General features: G+C 66.7%; 24 protein-coding genes. 12 read left to right on the forward strand and 12 right to left on the reverse strand.

Annotated elements, in window-relative coordinates; translation table 11 throughout:
- Window positions 1-196 precede the first annotated feature (196 nt).
- Complete coding sequence (locus tag ACFPAH_RS07895) at window positions 197-583, forward strand: VOC family protein (protein ID WP_379743261.1); 387 nt, start codon at window positions 197-199, stop codon at window positions 581-583.
- Between the two features lie 51 nt (window positions 584-634).
- On the opposite strand, the gene ACFPAH_RS07900 is transcribed toward ACFPAH_RS07895, so the two are convergent.
- Window positions 635-1,990 (reverse strand): hypothetical protein, encoded by a 1,356-nt coding sequence (locus ACFPAH_RS07900; RefSeq protein ID WP_379743264.1) that lies wholly within the window; start codon window positions 1,988-1,990, stop codon window positions 635-637.
- Between the two features lie 195 nt (window positions 1,991-2,185).
- Here ACFPAH_RS07900 and ACFPAH_RS07905 point away from each other — a divergent pair, with 195 nt between their 5' ends.
- A complete protein-coding gene (locus ACFPAH_RS07905) occupies window positions 2,186-3,160 on the forward strand; it encodes a diguanylate cyclase domain-containing protein (protein ID WP_379743267.1) in 975 nt (324 codons plus the stop codon).
- A gap of 13 nt (window positions 3,161-3,173) precedes the next feature.
- Here ACFPAH_RS07905 and ACFPAH_RS07910 read toward each other — a convergent pair whose 3' ends face one another.
- The 4 genes from ACFPAH_RS07910 to tssK form a co-directional block, all read right to left on the reverse strand.
- Complete coding sequence (locus ACFPAH_RS07910; protein ID WP_379743270.1) at window positions 3,174-3,620, reverse strand: hypothetical protein; 447 nt, start codon at window positions 3,618-3,620, stop codon at window positions 3,174-3,176.
- Window positions 3,621-3,728: 108 nt separating this feature from the next.
- Window positions 3,729-5,156 carry a hypothetical protein gene (locus ACFPAH_RS07915; RefSeq protein WP_379743273.1) on the reverse strand — a complete coding sequence of 476 codons (1,428 nt, stop codon included), beginning with the start codon at window positions 5,154-5,156 and terminating at the stop codon, window positions 3,729-3,731.
- A gap of 7 nt (window positions 5,157-5,163) precedes the next feature.
- A complete protein-coding gene (locus tag ACFPAH_RS07920; protein WP_379743275.1) occupies window positions 5,164-5,427 on the reverse strand; it encodes a PAAR domain-containing protein in 264 nt (87 codons plus the stop codon).
- A 92-nt stretch (window positions 5,428-5,519) separates the two neighbouring features.
- On the reverse strand, window positions 5,520-6,860 hold the full coding sequence (gene tssK, locus ACFPAH_RS07925) for a type VI secretion system baseplate subunit TssK (RefSeq protein ID WP_379743278.1): 1,341 nt from the start codon (window positions 6,858-6,860) through the stop codon (window positions 5,520-5,522).
- A 209-nt stretch (window positions 6,861-7,069) separates the two neighbouring features.
- Here tssK and tssE point away from each other — a divergent pair, with 209 nt between their 5' ends.
- The 3 genes from tssE to tssG are packed head-to-tail and all read left to right on the forward strand — an operon-like array spanning window position 7,070 to window position 10,462.
- Window positions 7,070-7,567 carry a type VI secretion system baseplate subunit TssE gene (tssE, locus tag ACFPAH_RS07930; RefSeq protein ID WP_379743281.1) on the forward strand — a complete coding sequence of 166 codons (498 nt, stop codon included), beginning with the start codon at window positions 7,070-7,072 and terminating at the stop codon, window positions 7,565-7,567.
- 1 nt (window position 7,568) lies between these two features.
- Complete coding sequence (tssF, locus tag ACFPAH_RS07935) at window positions 7,569-9,413, forward strand: type VI secretion system baseplate subunit TssF (protein ID WP_379743284.1); 1,845 nt, start codon at window positions 7,569-7,571, stop codon at window positions 9,411-9,413.
- Window positions 9,377-10,462, forward strand: a complete 1,086-nt coding sequence (gene tssG, locus ACFPAH_RS07940) for a type VI secretion system baseplate subunit TssG (protein ID WP_379743287.1) — start codon at window positions 9,377-9,379, stop codon at window positions 10,460-10,462. The genes tssF and tssG overlap by 37 nt, the downstream gene beginning before the upstream one ends.
- Window positions 10,463-10,489: 27 nt before the next feature.
- Here tssG and ACFPAH_RS07945 read toward each other — a convergent pair whose 3' ends face one another.
- The 4 genes from ACFPAH_RS07945 to ACFPAH_RS07960 all read right to left on the reverse strand — a co-directional run bounded on the left by ACFPAH_RS07945 (window position 10,490) and on the right by ACFPAH_RS07960 (window position 14,847).
- A complete protein-coding gene (locus tag ACFPAH_RS07945) occupies window positions 10,490-10,921 on the reverse strand; it encodes a DoxX family protein (protein WP_379743290.1) in 432 nt (143 codons plus the stop codon).
- 92 nt (window positions 10,922-11,013) lie between these two features.
- Window positions 11,014-13,302 (reverse strand): xanthine dehydrogenase family protein molybdopterin-binding subunit, encoded by a 2,289-nt coding sequence (locus ACFPAH_RS07950; RefSeq protein WP_379743293.1) that lies wholly within the window; start codon window positions 13,300-13,302, stop codon window positions 11,014-11,016.
- Window positions 13,295-14,326, reverse strand: a complete 1,032-nt coding sequence (locus ACFPAH_RS07955) for an FAD binding domain-containing protein (protein ID WP_379743296.1) — start codon at window positions 14,324-14,326, stop codon at window positions 13,295-13,297. Before ACFPAH_RS07955 ends, ACFPAH_RS07950 begins: the two co-directional genes overlap by 8 nt.
- Entirely contained in the window at window positions 14,323-14,847 is a 525-nt protein-coding gene (locus ACFPAH_RS07960; protein ID WP_379743299.1) for a (2Fe-2S)-binding protein, read from the reverse strand. Before ACFPAH_RS07960 ends, ACFPAH_RS07955 begins: the two co-directional genes overlap by 4 nt.
- A gap of 286 nt (window positions 14,848-15,133) precedes the next feature.
- On the opposite strand from ACFPAH_RS07960, the gene ACFPAH_RS07965 reads away from it, so the two are divergent.
- The 5 genes from ACFPAH_RS07965 (at window position 15,134) to ACFPAH_RS07985 (ending at window position 18,682) form a co-directional block, all read left to right on the forward strand.
- Window positions 15,134-16,147 carry a zinc-binding alcohol dehydrogenase family protein gene (locus ACFPAH_RS07965; RefSeq protein WP_379743302.1) on the forward strand — a complete coding sequence of 338 codons (1,014 nt, stop codon included), beginning with the start codon at window positions 15,134-15,136 and terminating at the stop codon, window positions 16,145-16,147.
- Between the two features lie 210 nt (window positions 16,148-16,357).
- Window positions 16,358-16,924 carry a histidine phosphatase family protein gene (locus tag ACFPAH_RS07970; RefSeq protein ID WP_379743305.1) on the forward strand — a complete coding sequence of 189 codons (567 nt, stop codon included), beginning with the start codon at window positions 16,358-16,360 and terminating at the stop codon, window positions 16,922-16,924.
- Window positions 16,925-17,002: 78 nt separating this feature from the next.
- The gene (locus tag ACFPAH_RS07975) at window positions 17,003-17,347 is read left to right on the forward strand and encodes a DUF6152 family protein (protein ID WP_379743308.1); all 345 of its coding nucleotides are present in this window, start codon (window positions 17,003-17,005) and stop codon (window positions 17,345-17,347) included.
- Window positions 17,347-17,835, forward strand: a complete 489-nt coding sequence (locus tag ACFPAH_RS07980) for a hypothetical protein (RefSeq protein ID WP_379743311.1) — start codon at window positions 17,347-17,349, stop codon at window positions 17,833-17,835. The genes ACFPAH_RS07975 and ACFPAH_RS07980 overlap by 1 nt, the downstream gene beginning before the upstream one ends.
- 67 nt (window positions 17,836-17,902) lie before the next feature.
- Window positions 17,903-18,682, forward strand: a complete 780-nt coding sequence (locus tag ACFPAH_RS07985) for a glutaminyl-peptide cyclotransferase (RefSeq protein ID WP_379743314.1) — start codon at window positions 17,903-17,905, stop codon at window positions 18,680-18,682.
- Window positions 18,683-18,686: 4 nt separating this feature from the next.
- On the opposite strand, the gene ACFPAH_RS07990 is transcribed toward ACFPAH_RS07985, so the two are convergent.
- The 3 genes from ACFPAH_RS07990 to ACFPAH_RS08000 form a co-directional block, all read right to left on the reverse strand.
- Window positions 18,687-19,706: a zinc-dependent alcohol dehydrogenase family protein gene (locus ACFPAH_RS07990; protein WP_379743317.1), complete on the reverse strand. Its 1,020-nt coding sequence runs from the start codon at window positions 19,704-19,706 to the stop codon at window positions 18,687-18,689.
- A gap of 69 nt (window positions 19,707-19,775) precedes the next feature.
- Window positions 19,776-20,240 carry a DUF2269 family protein gene (locus tag ACFPAH_RS07995; protein ID WP_379743320.1) on the reverse strand — a complete coding sequence of 155 codons (465 nt, stop codon included), beginning with the start codon at window positions 20,238-20,240 and terminating at the stop codon, window positions 19,776-19,778.
- A gap of 1 nt (window position 20,241) precedes the next feature.
- Window positions 20,242-21,531, reverse strand: coding sequence for an SDR family oxidoreductase (locus ACFPAH_RS08000; RefSeq protein WP_379743323.1), 1,290 nt, complete (start codon window positions 21,529-21,531; stop codon window positions 20,242-20,244).
- A 59-nt stretch (window positions 21,532-21,590) separates the two neighbouring features.
- Here ACFPAH_RS08000 and ACFPAH_RS08005 point away from each other — a divergent pair, with 59 nt between their 5' ends.
- A complete protein-coding gene (locus ACFPAH_RS08005) occupies window positions 21,591-22,037 on the forward strand; it encodes a hypothetical protein (protein WP_379743325.1) in 447 nt (148 codons plus the stop codon).
- Window positions 22,038-22,065: 28 nt separating this feature from the next.
- Entirely contained in the window at window positions 22,066-22,575 is a 510-nt protein-coding gene (locus ACFPAH_RS08010) for a hypothetical protein (protein ID WP_379743328.1), read from the forward strand.
- Window position 22,576 lies beyond the last annotated feature (1 nt).

Raw genomic sequence — 22,576 nt, forward strand, 5'->3', positions numbered from 1 at the left:
TGTCGCCGGCCGAATATGAAAAGCAGTATTTCCAGCGGCTCGCGAGTGTCTAGAAAACTCGTGGCGATTCATTCCGGCACAGCTGGAACGACAGGTATTCAATCATCGCTAAACGCTTTGGACAGGGAAATAACGGTAATATTTGCCGCTCAAGGCCAAACTGGCTGAAAACGACGATGAGCGCCCGAGGAAAACGATGGAAGACATTGCCGTCACGAGACTGATACCGAATATCTGTACAGACAGGATGGAGGAAACTCGGGACTTTTACATGAAGCTTCTCGATTTCGTCGTCGGTTTCGAGCATCAGGGGTGGTACATCCAGATGGCGTCGCCGACCAATCCCCAGCTTCAGGTCGGCATCATGCGCCGTGATCACGAGTTCACACCGAAGGCCTTCCAACATGCGGCACAGGGCGTCATCATCTCTGTTCAGGTCGACGATGCCGACGTCACTTACGCAGCGGTGCTAAAGCGCGGTTTCCGTATTACACAGGAACTGTGTGAGGAAGGCTTTGGCATGCGACGCTTTATGGTTGCCGACCCGAACGGGTTGCTTGTCAATATATTTTCGTTCCGATAAGGCCTTAGCTGGATCAGGCGCCAGCGCACTGCGCTCGCGCCCTGCCGCTCTTCAGAGCGATTTCAAATACTCCACCACATCCGCTTGTTCCCGTTCCGACAGGTTCAGGCGGAAGTGCGCATCGTAATGGGCCACGACCTGGCCCAGCGTCGCAAAGCGGCCGTCGTGATAAAAGCCCCCTTTGGTATGCGTCCACAGGCCCCTGAGCGGCGCGGTGCGATAGCGCCTGTCGGGAGCGCGGTTGGCCTGGAAATCGTCGATGCCGATCTCTGCCCCGGTGTGCATGTTCCAGCCCGGTTCGGTGAAGGTCGGCGGGACATGGCAGGTGGCGCAGGTCGCCTTGCCGTTGAAGATGCGCTGGCCGCGCAGGGCCGCGTTGCGATCGAAACTGCCGGCAGGGGGCTTGGGTGCGGCAAGCGCCAGTTGGTACATGTGCAGGGCCGGCAGTTTCGCGCTGACCAGGTCGGGGTCGTTGCGAACGTTGCCAAAGTTGTTGCGGGCAGCAACCGGAAACTGGGCCGGGTCATTCAGGCGCGGGTCGTAGAAGGTCCCCTTGCCGCGCATCGCCAGGTTGGCAACGAAGGCGTTCCAGTGGGGGACCGAGCCCCAGCCCGTCCAGGTATGCAAGTTGACGCCGGCCAGGCCAAATGCCGGGGGAAGCAAGACCGCGGCAGTTTTCCCGTCGGGACGGAATCCTTTTCCGTCGAGGAGCAATTCGGCGTCGAATTTTCCCGGGCCCCAGGCCGCCAGGACCGTGCGCACCTCGCTCTCGGTCACGTTGAGAATCCCGGCCACCGCGCTCAGGTCGGGCGCGAGGTTGATGAGCGCGCCCACGTTCAGGTCACGGTTGGCCCAGCCGTCGAGCCGGTGTCCAATGCCGCTTGCCAGCGCATTGTCGACGGTCGAGTGGCACAGGGCGCACTGCACGCCCACGGCGCGCAGCCTGCCGCTGCCGTCGAAGCGGCCCGTCACACCGACCACGGCATTTATTTTGAGTAGTGCCAGGGTGGTGGCGGGATCGTCGAGGTTGACCTTGCCCGCCTTCAGACTGTTGACCAGGGCCGGCGGCAATGCATCGACATCGACTTTCAAGCCGACCGCCAGCGCAGCCCTGGGGCTGACTCCCGGTCCGACACCACCGAAGCGCGCGCCCTGGATGGCCTGGTGCAGTTTGATCGTATCTCCCCAGAACGCCTCGTCGCCGAAGGTATCGAAGCGGAAGATTTGCCTGCCTTGTATGATGGCCTGCCTTGCGTCCCGCTCGACCTTGCGGTCAGCCCGAGTGAGCGCCTGCTCGCCCCTGTCCTCGTCGTTTGTCCTGGACTCGCCATTGCCTGCTGCGGACAGCAGAACCGCAAACGCCAATACTGACAGCGCCGGGATGGACAGCCATGTCGGATGTTTCATCGTTTCCTCCTGTTTTGGGATGAACCTTGCGTCCGCAATGGGACGAAGCTTGCAAGCTCATCATTAACAGTACCCCCCGGGCAGGCGGGCGATTTGACCCGACGCACGCCGTCACAGACGTCCAGGCAGGCAGCAGGCATCGGCCCGGCAGCCTGGATTGCAGTATGATGGGTAGTTTCCTTAGTAAAACTTTCCGTGATCAGCATCCCACCCGCTACCACGGCCGCCTTCGCCTCACAGGCGGTCAACCTCGTCAATTGCGGACTCATCGTTCTCGATGCCGGCGGTTGCATCGTCCTGTGGAACCGCTGGATGGTGACCCGCTCCGGCCGTTCGGCGGCGCGGGTGCACGGGCAATTGCTGCTCGATGTGTTTCCGGAGTTGCGCGGCTCGCGCGTCGACAGCGCGGTGCTGGCGGCGCTCGCCGAGGGCATCGCGACGAATGTTCCGCAATCGCAGAGCCGCGCACCCTTCCCCTTGCGTGAAGCCGGCAGTTTCGATGGCGAGCGGATCGACCAGGCGGTCTCGGTGACGCCGTTTAGTGAAGGCACGGCGCGCCTGTGCATGATCGAAATCCGCGACGTCAGCGGTGCGGCCGGGCGCGAGCGCCAACTGCTCGAGCATGCCGAATCGCTGCGCGCGCGTTCCTATGTCGATGCACTGACCGGGATTGCCAACCGGCGCGGTTTTGACGCGGCGCTGGAGCGCGAATTGCGGCGCGCGCAACGCCACGGCGGCGCGCTGGCGCTGCTGTTGATGGACATCGATTCCTTCAAGGCCTATAACGATCACTTCGGCCACCAGCAGGGCGATGCCTGCTTAAAAACGGTGGCGCAGGCTTTATCTGCCATGCTGAAACGGCCGGCCGACCTGGCGGCGCGCTATGGCGGCGAAGAGTTTGCCGCGATCCTGCCCGATACGGCGCCCGAACAGGCGCGCTGGCATGCGAACGCCATCCGCGCCCACGTGGCGTCGCTGGCGCTGGCGCATGCGCCGGCGGCCGTCTACCCGTACGTGACCATGAGTATCGGCGTCGCCAGTTTCGGCCCGGATGGCCTGCGCGATGCCGCCGCCCTGATCGCCGCGGCCGATCAAGCTTTATATGCGGCCAAGCGCGGCGGCCGCGACCGGGTGGTGGTCTACGACGCCGCCGCCTTGCCGCTCGACTAGCCGGGCTGTCCGCTCAGCGGGTGTCGCCGCCACCCGGCTTGTCCCGGCCTTCCTGCGCCAGGTCCTCGACTGCGGAGCCGGCAACGGAGGCATCGGTGGCGCCGCCCTGGCTGCCGGAATCCGGCCTGCCGGCCGACGTGCCTGGGGCTCCGCCCGCCGCCGCCGCGCCCATCCCGTGTTCTCCGCTTTCGCTGCCGGTCGTGCCTCCCGGAATCGGCTGGGTTGCGCTGCCGCGGCTGCTTTGCGGGGCGCCTGCGGGGCCGACGTTGCTCTCCGGCGGGGCACTGACGAAGCCGCCGTCGCGGCTGCCGCCGCCGGCGCTGCCCGTGTAATGGCCGCTGGTGGACGCCCCATCCTGCCCGGTTTGCTGGCGCTGGCCCGAATCGGCGCCGGTATCGACCCGGCCCGACAGCGGATCGGGCCCGGTGCCGCCTGCATTGTTTTGTTTATTTCCAACCATCTCAACCCTCCTTCGCATGCTGACTGGTAGCTTCGATGGTAGTCCTTTGCTGGCGCACTCCAATAGGAGGATGGGCTGAGGTGGTGTAGGCGGATTCGCAGGGCGTGTTCAGGAAGCCGGCGCAGCTGCCTCGGCCGGCGGACAGACGAGCGCCGCGCAGCAAGAGAGCGGATCCTGATTGCTGATGAACAGTACCGGCGCGCCGGCCGCGAGGGCCTGGTGGCGCGCCAGCGCCAGTGCGGCAAGGGCAGGAACGGCGCCGCAGGCACCGAAGGTGACGCCCACCGGCGCGACGTCGAGCGTGGCGTCAAGCCGGGGCAGCGCGGACGACGTAAAACCCATCAGTTCCAGCGTTCGGTTGGGGCGCTGGTCAGTATCCGCCGCAATCGCCGTCACGCTGGACAAGGCGACGCCGGCCGCGCGCGCGGCGCCTTCCGCCAGCCCGGCCATCAACCCGGAATCCACACGTTGACGTGTGTCGAGCGAAGCCTCCCTGCGCGCTTCGAGCACCGGGTGCAGCTGGGCAAACACCGCGTCCTCGACCAGGCGCGCGCTGTCCAGGCTGGCCAGCAGGAGGCCGGCCGCGCCTTCCCCGGGCACCAGTCCCTGGGGCCGGGTAGGCGTCATCAGGGTGCCCGTGGACGCCCATTGGTCGACAAGCTCCTGGTCGATGTGGGAATCGCAGGCAATAACGAGCACGGCGCGGGCCGTGTCGCCCGCGTGGCCGTCCGGCGCGAGTTGCCCGAGCAGTGTCGATATGTCGGTTTGGCCGGACGCGGGCGGCAGATCGGGCGTGTCGATGGCGGCGCTGGGCCAGCCGTATTCCGATACGGCATGCTGGATCCAGTTACGCGCCGCGCTGCGTTGTTCGGCCGTCCAGCTTGCCGGCAGGATGGGTACTAGGCGCAGCTTCGGGCTGGGCTTGTCCGGATCAACCAGTGCGGACACGGCCTGCGCGGCAAGCTCGCGCGCCACTGTGGTGCCGAGTACCAGCGCGCGCCACTGTCCCTCGCTGAAACGCGGCGCCGCCACGTCCTGCCCGGCCAGCCAGTCGCTGATTTCTTCCTGCACCGTTTCGTCCACGGCGTCGGGACTGCGCGCGCTGGTGACGGGAAAACCGTCGTCGTCGACCAGTTCCGGGTCAAGGTCCGGACGCGCCTTGTTGTCGGCGATGGCATCAGTAAGTTCCTCGGGCGATGCCCCATGCGGCGAGCGCAGCGCTGCCGCCAGGATCGCCACTGGCGGCGCCGAGGACGCGGCGGCGGCCTGGGACGCCGCGGCACCGGCAGAGTCTGCGCTGGCCGCAGCGGCGGGGCGCGCCATCACGAAGCGCTTGCCGAGCCCGAGCGCCAGCAGCAGGGCGCATGGCAGCGCCAGCAACACCAGCACCAGCTCGCCCGCGCCCGGCTCGCCGCCGCCCGCGCGCCACCAGGCAATCGCGGCGCCCCAGCAGAGCAGGAAGACGAGGACGGCCAGCAGGCCGGTCTTGAGCCAGCCCGGCAGCGCGCGGCCCGGCGTCACGGTGGTCGACGTCATCGGTGTATTACAGGTTGTCGATCGTGGCCTGCTGGCGGGCGATCAGGGAGGCGCCGCAGGCGGTCTTGTCGCCGTGGCGGGCGGCGGCTTTGCCGTCGACGATCAGGGTCGCGTCGCCGCTCACGATCGGGTTCGGTCCGTGTTTCGGGCAGACGGTTTTGTCGCCCATGCGGGCAATCGGCTTGCCGCCGGTGTCGCTGTGGGGCGAGCCTTCGATGACGGAGCCGCCGTGGGAGGTTTTGTCGCCGAGTACGATCAAGGGGCCGGACATGGTTTCTCCATTCGAGGCAAGGCCCTGTTTGTGGGGCTGTTGCCGGTTCTGTCAGTGGTGAATTGGATTCGCGTGGATACGGGGTGCCCACCCTACGCCGCCACCGCCAGCAGCTCGAGTTTTAATTCCTTCATCCCCGCCGGCACATAGATCGAGATCGATTGCGCCTTGAGCATGCGCTCGTACATCTGCCCTTTCGACTCGAGCATGAAATAGCAGGTGTCGGGCCGCACCGACAGCGCGGCCGGCGGTTGCGGCGTGTATTGCAGGCGCACGCCGGGCAGCGCGGACAGGACGAATTTCTCGACGTCGTCCGGCGCGCCGACCTTGAAACGCAGCGGCACCACGTCGACCAGCTGCACGGCCGGGATGTCGGCCGCCACCGCAATATAAAAGCTCGTCTTGTCGTCGATCTTGCCGGAGTCGAGGGCGCCGATGTGGTATGAGGGGCGCACTTCGCTCAGGGCAATCGCGAAATATTTCGACGAAATCACCGTGTCGAGCAGCTCGCGGATGATCGTGTGCAGCTTGGCAAAGGCGGGGCCCGGGTCGCTGTGCTGGTAGGACGGCAGGTCGGCCAGGGTCCAGCTTTTCGAGAAGGTCATCAGGCCGCCGGCGACGTCCAGCAATTGTTCGAACAAGCGCTCCGGATGCAGGGTCGGATGATGAAAATGGTGGGTCAGCGTCGCATAGGCCGAGCTGGCCGTGTGCAGCAGCCAGAACGAGGACATGTCGCCCGAGCGAAATTCGATCACGTTGCGGCTCGGCTCGCGGTGGTGGCCGTACAGGGCGCTGACCTTGGCCTGCAGGGCCTCGAGCAGGCGCCGCAGCTGCTGGAACAGCACCGGCGCGGCGGCCAGGGACAGGCTGGGCGGCACGAAGGCCGGATCCATCTCGAAGCCGCCGGTGGCCGCGCGGCGCAGGCGCAGCAGCGGGAAATGGATGTAGGCGTCGCGCGCCTCGAATTCGGAGACCAGGCGCACCGCTTTTTTCAGGTAGGCCAGCTGCACCGGCGCGGCGTGCGTGTACAGGTCGGCCGTTTCCTGGTTCGCCTGCATGAAGCGCACCGGCTGCGCAGGCTGGCCCGGCGGGGAAAAATTGCCGCTGAACGGTTTCAGGCCCGGCAGGGCGGCGTAATAGGTGACGGTTTGCTGCGCCTGCTGCAGCAGATTCAGGTCGACCGTGTCGGGCAGTTCGTCGGTGCCGGGGGCGTCGACCAATTCTCCGTCCTGGAAACGCAGCGCCAGCTCGTTGATGCGCAACTGGTTGTTGGCGAGCGCCTCGCGGTCGACCTGCAGCCGTTCCACGCCCCAGGCATATGGGTGCACCGCCTTGATCCCCTTTTGCAGGCAATGCTCGTGGTACTGGTCTTGCCGCTGGAAGTGCTGGGGGCGCAGGAGCAGGCCTTCGCCCCAGAGTACTTTGCTCGTCATGTCGGCGGTCATCCCTGAATGTGATCGGTATTGGGCGCAACTTTGCCAACGGAAACAGTAGCACTGCAGCCGACGGGGCCTGTTTGCGTTCGCTCAAACGTCGGTATTGCACAACGCCACGGCGGTCGATTGCCCTTCCTTATCTTTTTTCAAGGTTGGTTCGGTGATGCCCGGTAACACTATCGCGTGGTCAACAGTTAGGGAGCGCCATGAAAGGTTTTACGCCAGGCTTGTTCGACCGCCTGCTCGGGGTGCCTTCGCGCACGGCTGGCGGCACGCCGGCAGCGGGCGCGCGCATGTCGGTCGACGACATGAAGGACGCCGTGGCGCGCGACCTCGAGGCGCTGCTCAACACCCGCATGGTGCTGCCCGCAGGCTGGTTACAAGGGTATCCCGAGTGCAGCAAGTCGATCGTCAGCTATGGCATGAACGATTTCGCCGACCTGTCGCTGTCGAGCCCTGCCGACCGTGCGACGATCTGCGCCAGCATCGAAACCACAATTGCCTGCCACGAACCACGCCTGCGCAACGTCAAGGCGGCGCTGGAAATGCGCGCAGGCGCCGTCAATCGGCTCGACTTTTCGATCACTGCCCTGCTGGTGCTCAATAGCGCCCAGGAATCAGTGAATTTCGACGCCGTGCTCCAGCCGTCGACGCTGAGCTACAGCATCAACAAGGCGGGCCGTCCAGCGCCTGTGGGAGCCTGATTTGGAACAATTACTGCCGTATTACGAAAGCGAACTCGGTTACCTGCGCCGCAACCTGCGCGAGTTCGCCGAACGCTATCCGAAAATCGCCGGCCGGCTCTTGATCAGCGGCGAGGTGTGCGAAGACCCGCACACCGAACGCATGATCGAATCGTTCGCCCTGCTCAACGCGCGCATCGCCAAGCGGCTCGACGACGATTACCCGGAATTCACCGAAGCGCTGTTCGACGTGCTCTATCCGCACTACCTGCGCCCGTTTCCGTCGTGCTCGATTGCGCACCTGGATTTCGGCGGCGGCGCCAAGCAGCAGACCACGGCCGGCACCATTGCGCGCGGCACCCAGTTGACCACCCGTCCGGTGCGCGGCGGGGCCTGTACCTTCCGCACCGTCTATCCGGTCGCGGTGGTCCCGCTGGCGATCTCGGGCGCCTGCTTTTCCGATATCCTGCGCGCGCCGGAGGCGCTGCGCGTTCCGCTGGCTGCCAGTTCCGGCATCAGCCTGACGATCTCGAGCACCCTGGACCAGGTCGCGCCGGGCCAGTTGAACCTGTCGCGGCTGCGCGTCTTCATCGATGGCGAGCCCTCGTTCTGCGCGGCCTTGCGCGACGCCCTGTTCATGCGCCCGGTGGTGGCCTATGCCGAGGCCGACGGCAACGGGCGCTGGCTGGCCCTGCCCGGCATCCCGATCCAGGCGGCCGGCTTCGAGGACGAGGAGGCGCTGATCGACTTCCCGGCGCGTTCGCATGCCGCCTATCGCCTGCTGACCGAATATTTTTGTTTTCCAGAAAAATTCAATTTTTTCGATATCGACCTGGCGATGCTGGCGGCAGCCCTGCCGCCGGGCGCGAAATCGATCACCCTGCACCTGGGCCTGCAGGGCATCCGCAGCGACTCGAACACGGCGCGCATGCTCGGCACGCTGGCTACGCATCACCTGCTGCTGGGATGCACGCCGGTGGTGAACCTGTTCCGCCAGCGCGGCGAGCCGATCCGCCTGACCCATACGACGGCCAGTTATCCGGTGCTGGCCGATGCGCGCCGCGCCTTTGCCTTCGAGGTGCAGTCGATCGACGCCGTCAACCTGGTGCGCCAGACGCCGCAGGGCGAGGCGGTGATTGCGTTTCGCCCCTTCTATTCCCTGCAGCACGCCCAGACGCCCGACCAGAACGGCCATTACTGGGCGCTGCGGCGCGACGACAGCCTGCGCGAACGCAGCCCCGGTTTCGAAACCCAAATCACCATCGTCGATATCGATTTCGATCCGGCCGCGGTCGAGACCGATACCCTGAACCTGGAACTGACCTGCTCGAATCGCGACCTGCCGTCCCTGCTCGGCTACGGCCAGGCCGGAGGCGACCTGTTCCTCGAAGGCGGCTCCAGCCTGCGCGCCATCCGCTTCCTGCGCAAGCCGACCGCCACCTGCCGCTTCCCCAGCGGGCGCAGCGCGCACTGGCGCCTGATCTCGCACCTGGCGCTGAACCACCTGTCGCTCACCCAGGGCGGCGTCGATGCTTTCCGCGAGATGCTGGCCCTCTACGACCTGCCGCGCTCGCCGTCCTCGCAGCGCCAGATCGGCGGCATCCAGGCCATCGAACAGCGCGCCGCGACGGCCTGGCTCGCCGGCAACCCGTTCGCCTGCCTGGTGCGCGGGGTCGAGGTGCGCCTGACGATCGACGAGGAGGCATTCATCGGCAGCGGCATCCACGCTTTTGCCCACATCGTCGAGCGCTTTCTCGCGCTGTACGTGCATGCCAACAGCTTTACGCAACTGGTGATCGTCTCGGCCAAAACCGGAGAAGAGTTATACACATGCCTACCCAAAAGCGGCGCTTTGAGCCTGCTGTAATCGAGCGCCTGTTCCGCGAACCCTATCGGTTCGAGTACTTCCAGGCGGTGCGCATGCTCGAACTCTGGCTGCGCCGCCACGGCGTGCCCCAGCAGGGGCTGGTGGCCAATTTCCTGCGCTTCCAGAATTCGACCTCGTTGCGCTTTCCGGCCAGCCAGCTCGAGGCGATCCAGACCGAGCCGCGCGAGCTGCAGCACGATGCGCCTTCGCTCGCCGCGGCGCTGCAGGCGGGCACTCTGAAATGGATCCGGGTGACGCCGTCTTTCATGGGCTTGCTGGGCGGGCACGGCGTGCTGCCGCCGCATTACACGGAGCGCATTGCGGCGCAGCAGTTCAACGACAAGGACGAGGGCGCCCGCTCCTTCCTCGACACTTTTTCGAACCGCTCGCTGGCGCTGTTTTACGCGGCCTGGCGCAAGTACCGGCTGCACCTCAAATACGACCACCAAGGGCAGGACGGCTTCCTGCCCCTGCTGCTGGGATTGGCCGGTCTCGGTAGTCCCGCGCTGCGGCGGCGCCTGGCCCTGCCCGAACACGGCGCGGTGCTCGACGAATCGCTGGGGTATTTCGCCGCTTCGCTGCGCCAGCGGCCGCTGTCCGCGACCCAGATCGGGCGCGTCCTGTCCGAGTATTTCGGCCAGCCGGTGCAAGTGCGGCAATTCATCGGCTACTGGTACGCCATCCCGCCTGCCCAGCAAACCGTGCTGGGCAGCGCCAGCGCGACGCTCGGCAGCCGGGCGATCGCCGGCGCGCGCGTCTGGCAGCGCGACCTGCGCCTGCGCCTGGTCATCGGACCGCTCGACCAGGCCGGCTTTTCCGCCTTCCTGCCGGGCGGATCCGGGGCCAGGGCCTTGCACAGCCTGCTGGCGCTGCTGACCGGCGTGGCCTTCGAATACGAAGTGCAGCTGGTATTGCGCGCGGCCGACGTGCGCCCGGTCACGATGGCCGAGGGCAGCACCCTGGGGCGCCTCGGCTGGGACAGTTACCTGGTCGACGGCCCGCAGCAGCAGGACCGCAGCGATGTCCACTACGACCTGCACATGGGCTGAGCGCGACGGGCCCGGGCGCCGCCCTGCTCAATTCCACTTGCCGGCGCGTCCGCCGACGCTGTAGCGCCCGGCGCCAAGCAGGGCCACCGCCAGCGCAGCGAAGAAGAACATGCCCTGCAGCTCGAGCGCCCAGCCGCCGGTCTTCGACAGTGTGAAAAACTCCGCGGTATGCACCAGCAGCACCGCCACGATCATATTGCCGGCAATGACGAGCGCGGCGGCGCGGGTCCACACCCCGAACAGGACCAGCAGCGGTGCGATGACTTCGCCGACATACACCAGGTAGCCAATCGCGCCGGGCAAGCCCATCTTTCCGAGCATGTCGGTAATGAAACCGACCCCGCCGGCGAGCTTGGAGAGGCCGTGGAACAGCAGCAGCAAGGCCAGCACCACGCGCAGCAACAGCTTGCCCAGGTCGTCGTAGGAAGAAACGGATGCGGCAGGAAGATCGGTTCTCATCGGACACTCCTTGGTGGACTGGCGGTTGCGGGAACACAGGACCAGGGTGGAAGAGCCCGTCAACCGCTGGCCCACGGTTGACGGCTTGCCGTTCAAGGCCCGCCGGCCAGCACCTTGTCGGGCGTGATCGGCGTGCTGCGGATGCGTTTACCGGTGGCGTGGTAGATCGCATTGCTGACCGCCGCGGCCACCCCGACCTGGCCGATCTCGCCCACGCCCTTGGCGCCCAGGCGGCTGACGATGCGGTCGTCTTCTTCCACGAACAGGACGTCGATGTCGTGGATGTCGGCGTGCGCCGCCACGTGGTATTCCGACAGGTTGTGGTTCATGAAGCGCCCGAAGCGCTGGTCGAGCAGGCTTTCTTCGTGCAGCGCCTGGCTGATGCCCCAGACCACGCCGCCGACGATCTGGCTGGCCGCCGTTTTGACGTTCATGATGCGGCCGGCCGCCACCGCGTCGACCACCCGCGTCACGCGCACGATGCCGAGCTCCTCGTCGACCCGCACCTCGACGAACACGGCCGAGTGCACCAGGCGCCGGTATTTGCGCTGTTTCAGCATCTGCGGCAGCAGCAGGTATTTTTCCTCGATCCGGCCGCGGCCGCTGCGCTCGGCGATCAAGCCCAGAGCAACGAAGGTGCCCGGGTCATCCTTCAGGCGCAGCACGCCGCCCGTGAATTCCACGTCCCGCAAACGCTTGTCGCGGAACGGCGAGCCGGCGTCCGACTGCGCATGGCGCAGCAGGGACAGGCGCAGCTTGTCGCAGGCGCCTGCCACCGCCGAGCCCACGGTCGCCACATGCGAGGAACCGCCCTCGATCGGCGCCAGCGGCAGCGTCGAGTCGCCCAGCTGGAAGGTGACGCGCTCGAGCGGCAGGCCCATGCTTTCGGCGGCGATCATCGCCATCACGGTGTAGGTGCCGGTGCCGATGTCGGACGCCGCGCTCGACACCACCAGGCGCCCGTCGGCGTGCATCACGGCACTGGCGCGGGCGAACAACTGCATCGCATCCCAGACCCCGGTCGCCATGCCCCAGCCGACCAGTTCGGCGCCTTCGCGCATCGAGCGCGGTGCCGGCGGGCGGCGCGACCAGCCGAAGCGTTCGGCGCCCTGGGCGTAGCAGGCGCGCAGTTCCTTGCTCGAATACGGCTTGTCTTCGATCGGCACGCGCTCGGCATAGTTTTTCAGGCGCAGCGCCAGCGGGTCCATCCCGAGCGCGTACGACAGCTCGTCCATTCCTACTTCCAGCGCGTGCATGCCGATCGCTCCGCCGGGAGCGCGCATGTCGATCGGCGTGTGCTGGTCGAGGCTGACGAGCTTGTAGCCGAGGCGGATGTTGTCGCAGGCGTAGAGCAGGCCGGACCAGTTGACGACCACCTCCGCGTGGTCCTCGATCTGCGAGGTCTCGCCGATCGCCTCGTGCACGATGGCGCGCAGCGTGCCATCCCGTTCGGCCGCCAGTTTGATGGTCTGCACGGTTTCCGGACGGTGCCCGAAGCTGAACATCTGCTGGCGCGTGAGCGCCACGCGCACCGAGCGTTCCAGGTGCAGGCTGGCCATCACGGCCAGGGTCAGCTGGTACTGCGGGCGCAGGCCGGAACCGAAGGCGCCGCCCACGTAGGGGTTGCGCACCGTGACCTTCTCTTTCGGCAGTCCGAACACATGCGACACATACCAGCGGTTGTTCTGCGAGCTTTGCGTCTTTTCGTAGATCGTCAGGTGGCCGTCCTCGCCGCGGATCACGGTCGAGGCGAACATCTCGAGCGGGTTGTGGTGCTCGACGGCGTGGTAAAAATCGGCCTCGATCCGCACCGGCGCCGCCTGCCACGCCTGGTCGGCATGGCCCTTCTCCGGCGGCGGGGGCTCGAAACCGGATTTCGAGGTATTCGGCGTCCGCGCGCGGCCGAGGTTCGCTTCGAGCCGCGTGTCGTGCTCCTCGGCCTGGTAGCGCACCCGCACCAGCGCCGCCGCGCGCCGCGCCGCCTCGAAGGTCTCGGCCAGCACCAGCGCCACCGGCTGGCCGCTGTAGATGACACGGTCGTCGTAGAACGGCTTGAAGGGCGAACCGCCGGGCGCCGTCATGTCCTTCCAGGCGAGGTCGAAGCGGCGCATCTTCGGCCGGTTCAGGTGGCTCATCACCTCGACCACGCCGTCGAGCGCCAGCGCCTCTGCCGTGTCGATGTCGAGGATGCGGCCCTTGGCGATGCTGCCGCTGACCACCACGCCGTACAGCAGGCCGGGCGCGAAGTGTTCGGCGGCGTACTGGGCGGCGCCGGTCACCTTGGCGCGGCCGTCCACGCGCGAGACGGGGCTGCCGAGGGTGACACGGCCGGTGCCCGCTTCGGCCACCGGCGTGTTGAGGGCGGGGATCAGGTCAGTCATGCTGCGCTCCCAGGTTGGACACGGTGCCCGCGAGCGCCGTCTGCAATGCGCGCACGATCGCCTTGCGCGCCATGCCGATCTTGAAGTCGTTGTGGCCCTGGCCGCGCGCACCCTCGAGCAGGAGCTCGGCCACGCGCCCGAACAGGGCCGGGTCGGGCCGCTGCCCGGCCAGCAGCTGCTCCGCTTCCGGCTTGCGCCAGGGTTTATGGGCCACCGAGCCGAGCGCGATGCGCCCGCTGCGTATCACGCCGTCGCCCCCGATATCGAGGGCGGCCGCCACCGACACCAGGGCAAAGGCGTAGGACAGCCGTTCGCGCAGCTTGATGTAGGCCGAGTGGGCGGCGTAGCGGCGCGCATCGGGCAGCGTGATGTGGGTGATCAGTTCGTCCGCTTCGAGCACGGTGTCGTACTGCGGCGCGTCGTCCGGCAGGCGGTGGAATGCGGCGAAGGCGATGGCGCGCCGCCCGCGCTGCGATCGGACGTGTACCGTCGCTTCCAGCGCGGTCAGGGCCACGCACATGTCCGACGGATGGGTCGCGATGCAGTGCGGGCTGGCGCCGAGGATCGCGTGCTGGCGCGTGATGCCGCCGATGGCCGAGCAGCCGCTGCCGGGCGCGCGTTTGTTGCAGGGCGTGGCCAGATCGTAAAAGTAGTAGCAGCGCGTGCGCTGCAGCAGGTTGCCGCCGTTGCTCGCCATGTTGCGCAGCTGGGGAGAGGCGCCGGCCAGGATCGCGGCCGTGAGCAGCGGGTAGCGCTCGCGCACCAGAGGGTGATAGGCGGTATCGGCATTGCGCGCGGTCGCGCCCAGGCGCAGCCCCCCGTCTTCCTCCTCGATGGCGTCGAGCGGCAGGCGGTTGATGTCGACCAGGCGGCCGGCCGTCATGACGCCTTCCTTCATCAGGTCGAGCAGGTTGGTGCCCCCGGCGATGAAGCGCACGGCCTGGTCCGTAGTCCCCTGATTGGCGGCCACCTGGCCGATGGCGGCGTCCGCATCGAGGGCCTGGGCAAACGAGAACGGGTTCATGCCGGCACCGTGCCGGTGACGACCGGGCCCGTGGCGCTGTCGCCGCCGCCGATCCCGGCGACCGCGCACACGGCCTTGCGGATGCCCGGATAGGCGCCGCAGCGGCACAGGTTGCCGCTCATGAGTTCGCGCACGTCGGCCACCGTTTTGGCATGCCCTTCGTTGAGCAGGCCGATGGCCGAGCAGATCTGGCCCGGGGTGCAGTAGCCGCACTGGAAGGCGTCGTTGTCGACAAAGGCCTGCTGCATCGGATGCAGCGCATCGCCCTCGGCCAGGCCCTCGATGGTGGTGATGTCCCGGCCATTCTGCATCACGGCCAGGGTCATGCAGGCATTGATGCGCCGGCCGTCGACGAGGACGGTGCAGGCGCCGCACTGGCCGTGGTCGCAGCCCTTCTTCGAGCCGGTCAGGTGCAGGCGCTCGCGCAGCAGGTCGAGCAGCGTGACCCAGGCTTCGAGTTCCAGCTGGTGCGCGCGGCCGTTGATGCGCAGCGTCAGCGGATAACGCTCGGGAGCGGTCATGGCAAATCCTTTCGGGAGTATCGATCAGGCTTCCTGAAGCGCGGGCAGGCAGGGGGCACGGGCGCAGTCAGCGCGGAAGACGTGCAAGAGCTTGCCATTCCGATCATTCATCTTAGGCACAAGGCCAGTCGGCCGGCGCACGGTTAGCGGCCGCGGCGGGGCAGCTTGCCGAGGCGAACCGGTCGATAAATAGCGGCAATGAGCGCGCGCCGACGCACGCCGGGCGCCCGCTCGAATCCTGCGCGAAGGGCTACACTGTGTCGCATTACGTCATCATGAGGACACCATGAAAGCCATCGCCGCCTTTGCCTCGCTGCCCGCCGACAACGAGGCCGCCCTGCAGGACATCACCCTGCCCGACCCGGTCGCCAGCGGCCACGACCTGCTGGTCGAAGTGCACGCCGTCTCCGTCAATCCGGTCGATACCAAGGTCAGGCGCGGCCTGCCGTCCGAACCGCAAGCCGAGCCGCGCGTGCTGGGCTGGGACGCGAGCGGCATCGTGCGCGCGGTCGGCCCGCAAGTGACCCTGTTCAAGCCGGGCGACCGGGTCTGGTATGCCGGCGCCATCCACCGCGCCGGCAGCAACAGCCAATTGCAACTGGTCGACGAGCGCATCGTCGGCCGCATGCCCGCCACGCTCGGCTTTGCCGAAGCGGCGGCCCTGCCGCTGACGGCGATTACGGCCTGGGAACTCCTGTTCGACCGCCTCGGCCTGGCCTTTGGCGGCCACGCGGGCCAGAAGCTGCTGATCGTGGGTGCGGCCGGCGGCGTCGGCTCCATCTTGATCCAGCTCGCGCGCCAGTTGACGGGGCTGACCGTGATCGGCACCGCATCGCGCCCGCAGACCCGGGAATGGGTCCGCATCCTCGGCGCCCAGCATGTGATCGACCACAGCCGCCCGCTGGATACGGCGCTGCAGGAAGCGGGCCTGGGCGAAGTCGATTACGTCATCAGCCTCACCAACACCGATCAACATTTCGCCGCCCTCGTCAACGCCCTGAAACCGCAGGGCAAGCTGGCGCTGATCGACGACCCGGAGCCGATCGACGTGCGCCTGCTGAAACGCAAGAGCATCTCCCTGCACTGGGAGCTGATGTTTACCCGCTCGCTGTTCCAGACACCCGACATGCAGGAGCAGCACCTGCTGCTCAACGAGGTGGCGCAACTGGTCGAGGACGGGCGCATCCGCACTACGCTGGCCGAGCATTTCGGTCAGATCAACGCGGCCAACCTGCGCCGGGCGCACGCCTTTATCGAGCGCGGCGCGGCCAGCGGCAAGGTGGTGCTGGAGGGTTTTTAAAAAGGCGGATTGAGCGGAAATTTGTTTGTCTTTTGCCATTTTTAGGATGGCCAAAAAAACCCCTTTTCGCTCCAGAATAAACAGTACTATCGTTTATATGATTTAAATTAAATAAACGAAATAAATAGTATTTTTTGCAGAAATGCGGCTGGACTGGAAATTCGGATTTGGCATCGGGCTGGACGGGTAAAACCACTGTTGGAAGGCGCCATGAAGACCGCTTTGTTCGCCCTGCTGCTGGCATGCGGCGCGCCGCTCGCGCAGGCCGCCGAACTGGGCGACGACGCCCTGTGGCAGCGCCTGCGCAACGGCGGCGTCACGCTACTCATGCGCCATGCGCAAACGGATCCCGGCATCGGCGACCCGCCCGGCTTTGCGCTCGGCGAGTGTTCCACCCAGCGCAACCTGTCCGATGCCGGCCGCCGCGACGCGCGGGCGATCGGCGCCGCCTTCCGGCAACGCGGCGTGCTGCCCGGCGCCGTCTGGTCGAGCCGCTGGTGCCGCTGCCTGGAGACGGCGCGCCTCGCCTTCGGCCGGGTGCAGGCCGAACCGAGCCTCGATTCGATGTTCAACGACGACGCGGCCGCCTCCGGCGCCAAGCTGCGCGCCCTGCAGGCGCGGCTGGCGGCGCGCGCCGACGCCACGCCGCTGGTGCTGGTCACGCACGACGTCAACATCCGCGCGCTGACCGGGCAATCGGTGGCCCAGGGCGAGATGGTGTTGACGGTGCCGCGCGCCGGACGCCTGCACGTCATCGGCCGCCTGAAGGCGCATTGACGCCTTGCGCCGATGCGCGCCGCGCTTCTCCGCGAAAATCGGGCGTAGAATCGGCCTGTCCTCTCACGGGAGAAGCGCATGAAACGTCTGACCCTGCTTGCCGCCTCCGCTGTCCTCGCCGGCAGCGCCTTTGCCCACCACGGCTGGAGCGAATACCAGGCCGACAAGCCGCTCGAGCTGGCCGGCACGATCGAACAAGCCGGTTACGAACAGCCGCATGGCTATGTACGCCTGAAAACGGCGACTAAAACCTGGCTCGTGGTGCTGGCGCCGCCCTCGCGCATGGAAAGCCGCGGCTTGCCGTCGAATAAGCTGGTGGCGGGCCAGAAGGCGGCCGTGTACGGCTACCCGCACCGCAGCAAGGGCGACGAACTGCGCGCCGAACGCATCACGATCGAGGGCAAGACCACGGAGCTGCGCTGATGGCAGAGGCGCCCGGCCTGCTCGCCTGGCTGGCCGCCACGCCCCTGTCGGAAACGATGCGCACGGCCACCTGGGCCTATCCGGTCGTCGAGATCGTTCATATCGCCGGCTTTTCGGTGCTGGTCGGCAGCGTGGTGCTGTTCGACCTGCGCGTGCTTGGCTGGGGCCCGGCGCTGCCAGTGGCCGCGCTCGCGCAGCACCTGCTGCGCTGGGCCCTGGCAAGCGCGCTGCTGGCGGCCGCGGCCGGGCTATTGCTGTTCTCGGCGCACCCGCTCGAGTTGACCAGCAATCCGGTGTTCCTGCTGAAACTAGCGCTCATCGCGTTTGCCGGCCTGAATGCCCTGGTATTTCACCTGCTACCCTATCGCAGGGTAGCGCACTGGGAGCGGGAACGCGCGGTGCCGCTTGCGGCCCGCCTCGGCGCGGCCTTGTCGATCCTGCTGTGGCTGGGCGTGATCGCCTGCGGCCGCCTGCTGGCCTATGTATGACGCTGCCGCGGCGGCCGCGCCTGCCTCATGCTAGAGTGGCCGTTCTCCACCATACCGCCAGCCAGCCATGCTGAAACCTTTCACACTAGCCGCCCTCGCCCTCGCAGGCTGCGCCTGCACGACCGCCGTGGCAGCGATTCCCGTCTACGGTTTCGTTGTCAAGAACACCTATCCGCACGATCCGCAGGCGTTTACCCAGGGCCTGTTCTTCCGCGACGGCCAGCTGTTCGAGACCACCGGCATCGCCGGGCGCTCGATGCTGCGCAAGCTCGATCTCAAAACCGGGAAGGTGCTGCAAAAGGCCGACCTGCCGCAGGACGTGTTCGGGGAAGGCTCGACCGCCTATGGCGACACTATCCTCGGCCTGACCTGGCGCTCGAAGACCGGTTATGTGTTCGACGCCAAGACCTTCGCCCTGAAGGGACGTTTCAGTTACGAGGGCGAAGGCTGGGGCCTGGCCAGCGACGCCCGCCACCTGTACATGAGCGACGGCAGCGCCCAGATCCGCGTGCTCGATCCGAAAACGCTGAAGGAAGTACGGCGCGTGCAGGTGACGGCCGACGGCCAGCCGATCGACTCGCTCAACGAACTGGAAATGGTCGAAGGCGAGCTGTTTGCCAACGTCTGGGGCACCGACGTCATCGCGCGCATCGACCCGCTATCGGGCAAGGTGGTCGGATGGATCGACCTGAGAAACTTGCTGCCGCGCGAACAACGCGGCACCAGCTCGGTCGATGCGGTGCTCAACGGCATTGCCTACGACGGCAAGCGCCGCAAGCTGTATGTCACGGGCAAGCTCTGGCCGAAGTTGTTCGAGATCGAACTCGTTCGCTTCCAGGGACGTTAGTCCCTCAAGGGGTGACCGCGATCACCACTTTCCCGAAGTGCGAGCCCGATTCCATGTAGCGATACGCCTCCTTGACCTGGTCGAAGGTGAACACGCGGTCGACCACCGGTTCCAGGTTCGTCACGGCGGCAAAGCGCATGACGTCCTCGAGCATGGCACGGCTGCCCACGAAGATGCCGACCATGCGCTTGGCGCCGGCCAGCAGCGAGGCCGGGTTGACCTCGCCGCCAAAACCGCTGACGCCGCCGATGATGGCGACGCTGCCGCCCATCGCGCAGGCCGCGACCGAGCGGTTCACCGTGCCCTGCCCGCCCACTTCCAGCACCACGTCGGCGCCGCGGCCGTGGGTCAGGCGCAGCACTTCTTCCTGCCATTCGGGGATGGCGCGGTAGTTAATCGTGTGGTGGGCGCCCAGTTCGCGCGCGCGCTGCAGCTTTTCGTCGCTCGACGAGGTGATGATGGTGCGCAGCCCGGCCGCTTTCGCCAGTTGCAGGCCCAGCACCGAGACGCCGCCCGTGCCCAGCAGCAGCACGGTGTCGCCCGGCTGGATGTCGTTGCTCGACTTAAAGATCGCATTCCAGGCGGTGACGCCGGCGCAGGGCATGGTGGCGGCCTCGATATAGCTCAGTTGCGCCGGGATTTTCACCAGGGCTTCCTCGTGCAGGATGACCTCTTCGGCCAGCATGCCGTCGATGTCGCCGCCCAGCGCGTGGCGGATCTTCGCCGGCGCCGTGCGCCCGTCTTGCCAGTAGGGGAAGAACGAGGCGGCCACCCGGTCGCCGACCTGCAAGCCAGTCACGCCATGGCCCACCGCCAGCACCTCGCCGGCGCCGTCCGAGCAGGGAATGATGGGGTTATCCACATTCACCAGGTAGTTGCCGCTCGCTACCATCAGGTCGCGGTAGTTCAGCGACACGGCGTGCACGCGCACCCGCACCTCGCCCAGCGCCAATTCGCGCTCGGGAAAGTTCACGCACTGCAAGCCGTCGATGTTTTCGCCCGGCAAAATCTGATAAGCCCGCATGGTTTCCTCCTTAGGTCGCGGTCGTTCAGGGCCGCCGCGTCGCCCATGTCAGCAAGCGCTGCTCGCGCCCTACATCGGTTTGGCCACCATCAGCCAGAAGATGAAGACGAAGGCGCCAAACGCCGGCACGCCCAGCGCAATCCAGGTTTTAAACAGACGCCAGTATTGCGGCGGCAATGCGCTGTTGGTGCGCGCCGCTTCGGCCGACAGGTCGCGCAGGCGCATCTGGATCCAGACCACCGGCAGCCAGCAGGCGCCGGCCAGCACGTACAGGGCGACCGACCACATGATCCACTTGCTGTGCATGGGGTAGCCGGCCAGGTGGATCATATAAAAACCGGTCAACGGCTGGATCACGGCAGTGGTCGCCGTAAACACCCAGTCGGCGATGACGACGTTGCGGGCCACCACGGCGATCGCGCGCACGTCGCGGCTCAGGGTGACGAACAGCATGTACCAGGCCGAGCCGATGCCGGTGCCGAACAGGAAGGTCGACGACAGGATGTGCAGCCATTTGATTACCACGTAATCCATCTTATTGATCCTCTTCCAGTTCGTACAGCAGCCAGATGGCGGCCAGCATCGGCAGGTTCTTGGTTAGCGGACCATAGGGATGCAGCAAAAATTCCGGCAACTTGAACGCTATCACGACCGTGTAAAAACCGATCAGCGCCAATTGTGCGAGCCACAGCCAGCGCCGCTTCGGCAAGAAGGCGATGCCGAGGCCGAGCAGCAGGTCGAAGCTTGCCGCGCCGTACAGCATCAGCGGCTGCAAGTCCGCGGGGATGCCGGTGCGCGCCAGCAGCTCATAACTTTGCTGCACCGGATACAGGCCGAAGGAGACGATCGCGGTGGCGATCCACACCGCGACGATGCTCCAGCGCAGCGTCGGCAGCAGCCAGGTCAGCTTGGCCAGCGTGCGTTCGGCGCGCGGGTCGGTGACGAATGCGCCGATGGGGATTAAAGGGCGCCCCAGCAGGTGGGCGATGACGGCGGGGTCGCCGGTATTGCCGCGGTCGAGCATGCGCAGGGCTTCCTCGTCGAGCAGGCCGCCGGGCAGCCAGCGCCCCCCTTTCGCCAGCAGGCGCGCCAGGAAACCGGGCAGCGGCAGCACGCGCAGCGCGCCGAGCCCCATCGCGCCGCGCAGCCGCGCCAGGTACTCGGTGAAGGGCAAGGCTTCGGGGCCGACCAGCGGCACCCGCATCGAGGTCACGCCCGGCGGCATCGGCAGCCGGTGCCGCAACAGGGCGAGGATGGCGCCGACCACGTCGTCGATGTGCACCGGCTGCACCAGCTGCGGCGCGCTGCCGAAGCGCACGGCGAAGGGCATGCTGGCCAGGCCCTTGAACACGCGCGCGCTGGCGCCCTCTTTTCCGTACACCAGCGACGGCTGGACGATGTAGGCGCGCACCGGGAGCGTGGCCAGGTAGTCGTCGGCGGCGCGCTTGGACAGGTGGTAGCGGCTGTCGGCGCCCTCGTCGGCGCCGAGCGCCGAGAGCTGGATCACCATCGCCACGTGCTCGGACTCGGCGCAGGCGGCGAACAGGGCGCGCGGGGTCTGCGTGTGCAGGCGCTCGAAGGTCTGGCTGCCCGACTCGCGGAAGATGCCGACCGTGTTAATGACGGCGTCGACCCCGGAAAGGCGCGCCAGCCAAACCGATTTGTCGGTATCTTTTGCGAAGTCAGCATGAACGTAGCTCAAGCGCGGATCGACGCTGGTTTTCGGCGTGCGCGCGGCGCACATGACGTGGTGGCCTTCGGCCAGCAGCGCCTGCAGCAGGTGCTGCCCGATGAAACCACTGGCGCCCGTCAGCAAGATCCGCATGCGTTTTCCTTTCACCCGATTCGACGAGGATGATCAATATGACAGATTGGACAACATCGATGCAACGCGGCCTGGTCTCCGGCGCCGCTTCCAGTGTGGTGTCGACGGCCGCGCTGGCCCTGCTCGGGCGCTCCGAAACCGGCAGCGCCTATGCCCCGACCAACGCCGTGAGCCATTGGATCTGGGGCGACGAAGCGGCCGAGCACGACGAGTTTTCGCTGAAGTACACCATCACCGGCTATGCGATCCACCACCTCAGTGCGACGTTCTGGTCGGTGCTGTTCGAAAAACTGGCCGGCGAGAAGCTCGACCGGCGCGACCTGCGCGTGACCCTCGCCACCTCGGCCGCCACCTCGGCCATCGCCTGCTTCGTCGACTACAAAATGACCCCGCAGCGTTTGAACCCCGGCTACGAAAAGCGCTTGTCGAAGAAGTCGCTGGCCGGCGTGTATGCCGCTTTTGCCGTCGGCCTGGCCTTGGGCGCGATTGCCTTGCGCCGGGATTGACAGCTAGTCTAGAGCAGCAGGAAAAAACGTGCCGCTCTTTGTCTATGCGCTGCTGCTGCACGGCGTGCTCGGGGCGACCGACGTGCTCGTCAACCACGAGCTGCTGGCGAAACTGCCCGCGCGCCGCGACGCCGCCGAGGAAGAAGGTTTACATGCGGCGCGCGAGCTGATTTTCGCCTGCCTGTTCGCCTCGATCGCCTGGTGCGAGTGGCAAGGAGCGTGGGCGTGGTGGATCGCCGCCCTGCTGCTGGCCGAAGTGCTGGTCACGGCGCGCGACGTCGTCGTCGAAGGCGATATTCGCGTCCTGCCGGCCTCCGAGCGCGTGCTGCACCTGCTGCTGTTCATGAACCTGGGCGCCCTGGTGGTGCTGGGCGCGATCATGCTCGGCTGGTGGCACGCGGGCGAGACGGCGCTGGTGCGCGTCGATTACGGCTGGGCGAGCTGGGTGCTCACCGCGATGGCGGCCGGGGCCTTCACCTGGGCCGTGCGCGACGGCCTTGCCGCCGCGCGCCTGGCCCGCCCTGCCTTACCCCGTTAAG

The organism is Massilia sp. GCM10023247, from assembly GCF_042653325.1.
GTDB lineage: Bacteria > Pseudomonadota > Gammaproteobacteria > Burkholderiales > Burkholderiaceae_D > Telluria.